At 63.6% G+C, this 10,365-nt stretch carries 7 protein-coding genes and 1 pseudogene; all 8 read right to left on the bottom strand.

The window, feature by feature from the left end:
• A pseudogene (locus RWT78_RS14735) lies at positions 1-279 on the bottom strand (DUF732 domain-containing protein); the annotation flags it as partial.
• 106 nt (positions 280-385) lie between these two features.
• Positions 386-2,269, bottom strand: coding sequence for an alpha/beta hydrolase-fold protein (locus RWT78_RS14730; protein ID WP_003943922.1), 1,884 nt, complete (start codon positions 2,267-2,269; stop codon positions 386-388).
• 252 nt (positions 2,270-2,521) lie between these two features.
• On the bottom strand, positions 2,522-3,532 hold the full coding sequence (locus RWT78_RS14725; RefSeq protein WP_003943835.1) for an alpha/beta hydrolase family protein: 1,011 nt from the start codon (positions 3,530-3,532) through the stop codon (positions 2,522-2,524).
• 331 nt (positions 3,533-3,863) lie between these two features.
• Positions 3,864-5,783 (bottom strand): flagellar motor control protein ZomB, encoded by a 1,920-nt coding sequence (gene zomB / locus RWT78_RS14720; RefSeq protein ID WP_270008840.1) that lies wholly within the window; start codon positions 5,781-5,783, stop codon positions 3,864-3,866.
• The gene (locus RWT78_RS14715; RefSeq protein ID WP_003943808.1) at positions 5,761-6,666 is read right to left on the bottom strand and encodes a decaprenyl-phosphate phosphoribosyltransferase; all 906 of its coding nucleotides are present in this window, start codon (positions 6,664-6,666) and stop codon (positions 5,761-5,763) included. The genes zomB and RWT78_RS14715 overlap by 23 nt, the downstream gene beginning before the upstream one ends.
• Positions 6,663-7,196: a phosphatase PAP2 family protein gene (locus tag RWT78_RS14710; protein ID WP_003943893.1), complete on the bottom strand. Its 534-nt coding sequence runs from the start codon at positions 7,194-7,196 to the stop codon at positions 6,663-6,665. The genes RWT78_RS14715 and RWT78_RS14710 overlap by 4 nt, the downstream gene beginning before the upstream one ends.
• The gene (locus RWT78_RS14705; protein ID WP_003943981.1) at positions 7,177-9,090 is read right to left on the bottom strand and encodes a glycosyltransferase; all 1,914 of its coding nucleotides are present in this window, start codon (positions 9,088-9,090) and stop codon (positions 7,177-7,179) included. The genes RWT78_RS14710 and RWT78_RS14705 overlap by 20 nt, the downstream gene beginning before the upstream one ends.
• Complete coding sequence (glf, locus tag RWT78_RS14700; RefSeq protein ID WP_003943925.1) at positions 9,087-10,301, bottom strand: UDP-galactopyranose mutase; 1,215 nt, start codon at positions 10,299-10,301, stop codon at positions 9,087-9,089. The genes RWT78_RS14705 and glf overlap by 4 nt, the downstream gene beginning before the upstream one ends.
• Positions 10,302-10,365 lie beyond the last annotated feature (64 nt).

Raw genomic sequence — 10,365 nt, 5'->3', positions numbered from 1 at the left:
ACCCGGGAAGCCCTCGATGCTCTGCGGCTGCTCCGGCGGCGCGGTGGCCGCGGCTCCCGGGCTGGTGGGCGCAGCCGACGCCGTCGTGGTCGCAGAGGCGGACGCAGATGCCGAACCGCTCGAGGACGAAGCCGCCGCGGACGTCGTGGTGACCGGATTGGAGGTTGCAGTGGAGTCGTCACTACCGCACGCGACAAGCGCGCCACCGGTGGCGAGCGCCAGGGCGCCGACCGCGATCGCGCGTGCACAAGTGTTTCGGTTACCCGAGAAAAGCGACATCAATGTCCGTCCTTGCCTTCAGTCGAAAGTCCATCAACAGGTTACGCAACGCACGCGGGCGGGCACCGATCCGTGATCGGGCCCGCCCGTCGTGCACCACTGTGAGTTAGTGAACTTCTGTCTTGTCACCGATCACCGTGATGTAGCCGAACTGGAAGTTCTGCTGGACACCACCGGGAATGTCGAACTTGTCACTGATCGGGAATCCGAGTCGTCCACCTTCGTATCCGACGCTCTTCCAACCGTCGAACAGCGGACCGTTCTCGACGGACCATGCACCGGTGCCGGGGCTCCAGTAGATGTTGCCGCCCTCGAACTCGGTGAAGCGTCCGTTGTCCTTGATCGGAACCTCGTTCGACTTCGGGAATCCGAGCCAGCCGTTTTCCCAGCCGAGTTCGCCGTACTTGCCCATGATCATTCCGAGAACCGCGTGAGTTCCGTTGGCGCTGCTGTACATTGCGCCGATCTCGAATCCCTGGACCTTGCCCGGCTTGCCGGGGGTCGCGATCTCGTCGGCAGTCGGGTAGCCGAGCGGGCCACCTTCCCAACCCTGTGCGGACCACTCGGCGAGGATGTCGCCGCTGACGGGGTGAGCGCCGGTCTGCGGGGTCCAGTAGATGGAGCCGTTCTGGAAGTGGTTGAAGCGTCCGCGTCCGTCGGGGGTACCGAGTTCGGGGGTACGCGGGAAGCCGAGCGGGCCGGCTGCTGCTCCGGTGTTCATGTACGCGCCGGCGATGCGACCGGCGACGGGCTGGGCGCCCGTTCCACTGGTGAAGTAGATGCGACCGTTGCGGAAGTCCTGTGCCAGGCCACCCGCGACGCTGTACTCGGGGGTGATGCAGTCACCGATCCAGCCGTTGGCTGCGGCCGTCGCACCGATCTCACCCGAAGTGCCGCAAGCCGGCTTCTCGACCTCGACGCCGATGGCGTTGGCCAACTGCGGCCACAGCTGATGAAGCTCGAACTGCCAGTACGGCCACGAGTGGGTTCCGGACGGGCGGTAGTTGACCTGCGCGGGGATTCCGAGCTGGTTGAGCTTGGTCGCGAAGGTCTGCGAGGTCAGGCGAGCGAGGATCTCGAGGCCCATGCCTGCGTAGTTGGTGCTTACGCCGGGAATTCCCGACGGCTGGTCGTACGGGCCGGTCGTACCGCTACCACTCGAGACGTACAGGCTGACGCCCTTGAGCTTCTCGGCGAGCGCGTACGGATCGTGTGCAGCCCACTGCGGGTTGGACGGCGGTCCCCACATCGCGGCGGAGTTGTATCCACCGGCGTCGGTCATCGCGAACTGGATTGCCTGAGGCATGCCGAGCGAGGTGGTGGTGAGGATGCCGGAGAGCGAAGCGGCGAACTTGAAGAAGCCGGGGTTGCGCGCCGTGAGGAACATGGCGGACGTGCCGCCCATCGACAGTCCGACGACACCGCGTGTCTGCGTGGTCCGCCAGTCCTTTTCGAGGATGGGGGGCAGTTCCTTGGTCAGGAACGTCTCCCACTGGTAGTTCTTGCCGTTGTCGGGCTGGAGCCAGTCGGAGTAGAAGCTGGACTGACCGCCGACCGGGAGGATGACGTTGACGTTCTTGTCCGCGTAGAAGGACTCGGCGTCGGTCTCGTAGGTCCAGGCGTTCTCGTTGTCGGTCGCGCGAAGACCGTCGAGCATCCAGACCGAGGGGAAGCTGGCCGACGGATTGACGTTCCAATCGCGGGCCAAGAGGATCTGCACCTGAATCGGGGTGCCCATCGCGGGAGAGTTCACCCACAGCGCGACGCGACGCTCGCTGAGCCAGTCGACCTTCGTGACCGCTGCTCCGGTGGGGTTCTGGGTGGCGGCCGGTGCGGCCTGAGCAGGTGCCGGCGCGGCTGCCGCGGTTCCGGCCGTCGTCAAGCCCGCGGCGATCGGCAGAACCAGCATCGCTGCCAGTGCGCCGACGACCTTTGTCCGGAAGGTTGCCCGGGACCGGCGACGGTCCTCCGTGGCAAGGCCTACTCGCATGAGCTCACTCTCTTTCCTTACGTTCGGTCCGCGCGTCGATCGTGTGGCCGCCTGAGCAGCCAGACCCCCGTTGAAACTATTTCTACACGCAAACGATCCCCGCTTGGGGTAGCCGCGCTGTTACTGGTGGTGCAATTGTTACTGACATCGGGCGCTTGTGCAGCACCTGAATACACAAGTGCCGTCCCGGTTCTCCTTCGAGGAGTCCGGAACGGCACTGGTGAAGTGACTAGGTCACGGGATCGCGCACGATCACCAAGCGTTCATGGTGTCGAGGATCTGGCCGCGAGCCTTCCACAGCTCTGCCGACCAGTACGGCCACGAGTGCGTGCCGTTGGACGGGAAGCTGTAGGTGGCCGGGATACCCAGCGAGTTCATGCGGATCTGGAATGCACGGGTGTTGACCAGGGCGAGAGCCTCGAGGCCCATGCCGTTAGCCGTGTTGTAGTAGTCGATCGGTGCGCGCGGGTGGTCGTATTCACCAGGCAGGCCGCTTGCCGACGAGATGTACATCGACAGGCCCTGCAGACGCGGTGCGAAGACGAACGGGTCGTTGCGCAGCCAGGACGGGCTCCACGGCGGTCCCCACATGGAGTCGACGTTGAAGCGACCGGCATCGAGCATTGCGACGCGGATTGCCTCGCGCATGCCCGGAGCCGAGATGTTCAGGTAGCCCGACAGCGAGCCGGCGAACTTGAACTGGTCACGGTGGTAAGCAGCCAGCGTCAGAGCAGCGCTGCCACCCATCGAGAGGCCGAGGACCGCGTTGTTGGTGGGCGAGACGCCGTAGTTCGCGAGGAAGTTGGGCAGTTCTTCGGTGAGGAAGGTTTCCCACTTGTACGTGATCTGCTGGCCGTTGAAGTTCGACGGTGCATACCAGTCGCTGTAGAAGCTGGACTCGCCGCCGACGGGCATCACGAGGGTGATGTTGTCGTTGCGGTACTGGTCCTTCGCATTGGTCTCGAAGCTCCACGCGTTGGCGTCGTTACGCGCACGCAGGCCGTCGAGAAGGTAAAGGGCAGCGTTTCCGCCGCGAGCGGCCCACTGGACCTGGACCTTGATGTTGCCCATCGAGGAGGGCACCCACAGCTCGTCGTATCCGCCGGAGGGGGCGGTGTGGCTGGGAGCAGTGTGCGCAGGCGCAGCAGAGGCGACAGCACTACCGGCAACTCCTGCAGCAAGGGGGAGCACAAGTGCTGCGGCACCGATGGCCAACGCTCGGTGCTTGAGGCGCTGGGTCAGCCTCTTTCTGGCAAAACGCATGGATACTGCTCTCTCTCTTCGTCTGCGGAACCCACTCGGTGGAGTGGTTCCGGCGGATTCCGTCGGGGAACAGGCTTTTCTGCCAGCCCGAACGAGTTCGGGTCGGCAGCGGACCTCTTCCAAGTCACACTGCGCTCGCTGGACTTTATGTCACAGGTTCAGCTGTGACAAATAGGTGGACCGTTACGTCCCAATCCGCGAGCAACACCGTCATCACCCCTCGGGGGTGATTCAGGTTAGGTGAATCGTCTTCGAGTACATCGTGGCCAATCAATTCGGTGTTACTGAATCGAAATATTCAAACCCTCAACAGTCGGTGATGCTGATCACATCACCTGGGTGACTCCGGTGGAACGAGACCGCAGCGTTCCAATTCGTAGGCCGGAACCCGGTCGAATCGGTACTTCGCGAAGTCGAATGCCTGCTGGAAGTTCTGTTTGAATCTGGCCCAGGTCAGCTCGGAGCGGTACGACGTGAGCAACTCCTGCGTTTCCGGGCAGGTGATGGCCAGCTTTGCGTCCGCAACCCAGTCTTCGTCGAGGAAGAACGGCAGCCACGGTCGAACGTCGATCATTCCCGTGTCCGCGACCACCCAGTCCGGATAGAGATTCTTGTCGTGCCCGATCCGGCCGTCCTCGAGTCGCTCGGTGTGAGCTGCCAGGGGATACGCCAGCCCCATCTGATCGAGCACCCGAACGTCGAGGCCGACGTTCATGCTCGTCATTCCGAGGTTGAGGAAGAAGACGACGTGCTCGGCCGGCTCGTCGATCGGTCCGGGTGGTGGGACGACGAACCAGGAGTCGTAGCTCGCGGACGGCAGCAGCAGCCCACCCTCCGGAGTCCGCGCGATGGTCTCGACCATGGCACGCATTCGCGGATAGTCGAGGTAGTCCTCGGCCAGGATCGGATGCTTGTGACCGGTGTTGAGTGCGTAGAACGCTCGCTCGTCGACGATTCCCGAGCGACCCACCACGGATCCTTCGGGCATACCCGTCGTGTTCGCGGCGAAGAAGGCCCAGATGATCGTGCCGATCCACAGCACCGCCGAGACTCCGAAGATCGCGGTGTCGCGATTACTTCCGAACGCTGCCCGCGCCGGCACCCGCAACGGAATGACCGCCACCGGGATGAGCAGGCAGAACAGCACCGGCAACAGGACGCGGCCGTGCATGAAGTCGCCGCCGACGCGCAGAGAGTAGATCCCGAGGATCAGCCCACTGCCGAGAATGAAGGTGACAATCGCCCGCGGCGTGCGCAGAAACTGCTGAAAGCGCTGCCACAGCGGGCGTGCGGGTTGATCTGCGGTAGCGGTAGGTGTGTCCGCTCGGCTTCGCCACACGAGCAGCAGCGCACCGATGAGCAGGAACAGCAACGGCAACCAGAGCAGGTACGGCCCGACCAGGTTCCACAGGTACGCAAAACCCTGCGCCCACTTCGCGCCACCGGCGTCCTTCGACACCGCGGTGTTCGGGTACGGCAAGGCGTAGTAGCCCATTCGCCAGATCTGATAGGCCACCGGGACAAGTCCGGCGACGACGACGATCAGTGTGCGAATCTTCCAGGTCAGGCCTGCGGAGAGAACGATCATCATCAACGCGGCAGCACCGGGAATCGCCATCTCGGGTCGAACCAGTGGTCCGAGTCCGGCCACGAACGAGAGAGTCAGGATCGACGCCGTGGACGGCGTCGACGCCTGCGCCCACCGAACGAGCAGTACCCACAGGAGCGCGATCCAGAAGATCACCAAGCAAGTCTCGAGCCCGGAAGTGGCGAAATCTCGCGCAGGCGGAACCGCGATGTAGACGAGAACACCCGCCGGTACCAGCAGGATCGTTCCGCCCGCCGACGGCCGAACGCCGCGGTACAGACGACCGGTGCCGAGCATCGCCAACACGACGGCAGCAGTCGAGAGTACGAGCGCGATCGTCAGAACAACGTATTCGAGACGGATCTGCGTGAGCCAACTGAACGCGTAGACGATGTACGTCCACGCGGTACTCGTGTTCGCCTCGACACGCTCACCCGCGTTGAAGACCGGGCCGTTCCCCGCGAGCAGGTTGCGGACGGTTCGCAAGACGATGAGTCCGTCGTCGGCGATCCAGCGACGCTCCCACGCACCCCAGAACATGAGGGCAGCAGCAAGCACCACCCCGCCGAGAAAAACTCCTCGACTGAGGGTGGTGCGATTCGCCGCAGTGTCGACGTGCGGGTCGGCCTCGGTGCGTGGCTCAGACGAGGTAGACAGCGACACCCACTACTCCGATCCACGCAATCGCGAGGAGTTGCAGCACCCGGTCACCGAGCGCGATCTCCTCAGGCTCTCCGGCTTCGCCGCCGTCGACGTCCACCGCGTATCGCAACACCGCGATGGTGAACGGCACCATCGAGATGGCGTACCAGTTGGTGCCCTTGATGGCGTCCTGCTGGAACGCCCACAGTCCGTAGCAGAGGACCAGCGTCGTCGCTGCCATCGTCCACACGAAACGCAGGTACGTCATCGTGTAGCTCTCGAGGGACTTACGGATCTTCGCGCCGGTCTTCTCGGCCAACTGCAGTTCGGCGTAGCGCTTGCCTGCCGCCATGAAGAGTGAGCCGAACGCCATCATCAGCAGGAACCACTGCGAGAGATCGATCTCGGCGGCAACGCCACCGGCGATCGCTCGAAGCAGGAAGCCGGACGAGACGATGCAGATGTCGATGACGGCCTGATGCTTGAGACCGAAGCAGTAGGCGAGCTGGATGACGATGTACACGCCCATGACCACGGCGAGTTGCCAGTTGGCCAGGAAGGACAGCCCGATCGCACCGGCAAGCAGCACGACTGCCATGCCGTAGGCGATGTTGACGGGTAGAACACCGGCCGCGATGGGACGGAATCGCTTCGTGGGGTGAGCACGGTCGGCTTCGACATCCATCGCGTCGTTGACGAGATAGATGCCTGATGCCGCCATACAGAACACGACGAACGCCAGCGCGACGGGCAACAGCACGTCGGCTTCGGTGGCGGTTCCGGCCGCGATGGGCGCTGCCAGCACAAGGACGTTCTTGACCCACTGACGTGGGCGAAGCGCCTTGACGATGCCGGCGGGCAGGGACTTCGGGGGTCCGCTGACCGTAGCCGGTTCCTCGCTCATTTATCTCCACATTTCTGTTCGGCTCTGGCTTCTTCGACCCGGCGAACTACCGCCGCGGATGCGGCTCCCAGTGCCGCTCCGGCGAGTACGTCGGTCGGGTAGTGAACTCCCAGGACCAGACGCGAGAGCATCATCGGGGGCACCAGCAACGCCGGTAAGGGTAGCCCGGTGAGCCGACCGATCAGCACAGCCGCCGCCGTCGTCGACGTCGCGTGTGATGACGGGAAGCTGAGCTTGCTCGGTGTCGAGACGTTGACCTGCACCGAAGGATCGGAAGGTCGCTTGCGCCTGACCACTCGTTTGATCACCACGGAGGCGGCGTGTGCACCGAAGGCTCCGACGGCTGCTCCGGCCCATTCCCGTCGACGCGGCTTGTCCACAGCAGCTCCGACGGCAGCGATCGCGATCCATCCGAGGGAGTGCTCACCGAAGTGAGACATACCGCGGGCGACCTTGACGGCTCCCGGCAGCTGCCCGACGGTCGACTGAATCCCGGCCAGAATCTGTACTTCAGGAGATGCCGAAGACACGTTCCCACCTTTCCGTGCTGGTCAGTGAAGGAACGGCGTCCTGGTACTGCTTCTTGAGCTCGGGGAAACGGGCGGCGAGTTCGCGGCGCAAACGCATGGCTTCCTTGAGCAGTTCGAGTGCCTGCTTGGGGTTGCGCTTGCGGTAGACGACGCCACGGCCGTCGGCGGTGGTGACGGTGACCCCGTCGACCTGCGAGAGCAGATACCACCTGGCGTCGATGGTCGGCACGTTGAGCTGAGGACGCTCGTGATGCTCGGGGTGCGCGGGCTTGAGGTTGTGTACCACAGCCTTGCCGACGCGGACGATCTTCGCGACGGGGTTGGTCGGCGCGCTGACGTCCCCGACTTCGGCGCCGGAGGGCAGCGGTAGTGCGGTTGCCGAGGGCACCACGACGGCGTCGGGGTACTCCTTGCGCTGGGCGTGAACCTCACCGAGTGCGGTGGGCAGCATGTTCGCGACGTGTTCCGGTCCGGCGAGGAAGTCCGCGATGGCCTTGTTCTGGATCGCGACGGTGGAGTACTCGAGGCACAGCAGGTGCTTGAGAGTCGCCTTCACCGTGTTGACGACAAGGCCGCGGCCGTTGCCCGGCATGTGGAGCGCGGCCACCACCAGACGGTTACGGAGGTGGAAGTACGCCTGCCAGTCGATGGCGTCGTCCTTGTCGCTCCACGCCATGTGCCAGATCGCGGCACCAGGCAACGTGACGGTCGGGTATCCGGCTTCCTTTGCGCGCAAACCGTATTCGCAGTCGTCCCACTTGATGAACAGTGGCAGCGGCTGCTTGAGCTCTTCCGCGACCTGGCGCGGGATCATGCACATCCACCAACCGTTGAAGTCGACGTCGATGCGACGGTGCAGCAGTTTCGAATCTCGCAGCGAATTCTTGGAGAAGTCGTGGTCGTATTCGACGTTCGGCGCGGCAGACCACATGAAGATCCCGCGGTTGACCACTTCACCCATCACGTGAAGGTGGCTACGTTCCTGAAGGTTGAGCATCTGCCCACCCACCAGCATCGGCGACTTCGCGAAGCGCGAGAAAGCAAGCGCACGAAGGATCGAGTCGGGTTCGATCTCGATGTCGTCGTCCATGAACAGGATGTGCTGGCACTGCGTGGTCTTGAGCGCCTCGTACATGATTCGGCTGTATCCGCCGGAGCCACCGAGGTTGCCCTGATCGTGAATGGCGAGCCGATCACCAAGTGCTGCAGCAGCTTCGGCGAACCCGGGCTCGTCACGCACCTTACGAGTGCCCTGATCCGGCATGATGACGGCCTTGATCACGTCCGACACCAGCGGATCCGAGGACAACGCAGCCAGCGCCTTGACAGCGTCGGTCGGGCGATTGAACGTCGGAATACCAACGGCGACCGTCGCTTCGCCGGGAGCCTCGACGGGCGCGTACCAGCCGCCGCTCTCGACGACTACGGCCGTATCGGTGGTGATGTCGAACCAGATCCAGCCGCCGTCCTCGAACGGTGCCAGCTCCACCTCGAGTTCGACCGCGGCATCACCGTCGGCAAATTCCTTGCCTTCCACGTGAATTCGCGAGGAGTCCGCCTTGGAACGGTAGACATCCACGCGGCCGTGTCCGGACAGTTCGAGTCGAAGGACCACAGATTTCAGGATGGACCATCGACGCCAGTAGCTGGCGGGGAACGCGTTGAAGTACGTGGCGAACGAGACCTCGGTCTCGGCACCGAGCGCGACGGACGTCCTCGAGGTGGAGTGAGCCCGACGACTGTTGGTCGAAGCTTCCTCCAAGTACAGCGTGCGGACGTCGAGAGGTTCGCCGGCGCGGGGAAGGATGATCCGAGAGAGCAGGGACTTGCCGAGGTAGGTCACCTCGTCGCCGGTGACGGCATCTTCGCCTTCGAGTAGATGACGTGCGTTCATTCGCTCTCCCCTGCCAATTCCGCACCCGTTTCGAGATGCGGGCGCAGGGTGTTCTCGAACATCGTCAGCGCGCTGGCGATCGCCATGTGCATGTCCAGGTACTGGTAGGTGCCGAGACGCCCACCGAAGAGGACCTTGTTCTCCGCGGTCTCCTTCTTGGCGCGTGAGCGGTACGCGGAGAGCTTCTCACGATCCTCCGGAGTGTTGATCGGGTAGTACGGCTCGTCCTTCGCCTCCGCTGCACGTGAGAACTCACGCATGATGACGGTCTTGTCGGTCGGGTACTCGCGCTCCGGATGGAAGTGACGGAACTCGTGGATTCGGGTGAACGGCACGTCGGCGTCGTTGTAGTTCATGACCGGGGTGCCCTGGAAGTCTCCGGTGGGCAGAACCTCGGTCTCGAAATCGAGGGTGCGCCATCCCAGTGCACCTTCGGAGTAGTCGAAGTAGCGGTCGAGCGGGCCCGTGTAGATGACGGGTGCGTCGGGGCTGGCGGTGCGCAGTTCGTCGCGGACGTCGAAGTAATCGGTGTCGAGGCGGACCTCGATCTTCGGATCCTTCGCCATGTTCTCGAGCCACGCCGTATATCCGTCGACGGGCAGGCCCTCGTACGTGTCGTTGAAGTAGCGATTGTCGAAGTTGTAGCGGACCGGCAGGCGGCTGATGTTCGCCGCGGGCAACTCGGTGGGGTCGGTCTGCCACTGCTTAGCCGTGTAGTCACGCACAAATGCTTCGTAGAGCGGGCGCCCGATCAGGGAGATCGCCTTCTCTTCGAGGTTGGAGGCGTCCTTCGAATCGATCTCGCTGGACTGTTCGGCGATGAGGGCGCGTGCTTCTTCGGGAGTGAAGTACCGACCGAAGAACTGCGACACGAGACCGAGTCCCATCGGGAACTGATACGCCTGCCCCTTGTGCAGCGCAAAGACGCGGTGCTGGTAGTTCGTGAACTCCGTGAACTGAGTGACGTAGTCCCAGACCTTCTTGTTGGAGGTGTGGAACAGGTGGGCACCGTACTTGTGGACCTCGATGCCGGTCTCCGGCTCAGCCTCCGAGTATGCGTTCCCCCCAAGGTGGTGACGGCGATCCAACACCAGCACGCGCTTACCCAGCTGGGTAGCGGCACGCTCGGCGATGGTCAGCCCGAAGAATCCCGAACCGACGACGATCAGGTCGTACTGGGCACGGACGGTCTCTGAATTTGCAGCGGTCACGATGAACCAGGGTATCGGACCTGTTCGGAAGCCGAGGGTTGGATGCGTCACCAGGGCCGATGCG

This window comes from uncultured Rhodococcus sp., from assembly GCF_963525155.1.
Classification (GTDB): Bacteria; Actinomycetota; Actinomycetes; order Mycobacteriales; family Mycobacteriaceae; genus Rhodococcus_F; species Rhodococcus_F qingshengii.
This window is presented reverse-complemented; position numbering and strand designations above follow the sequence as displayed.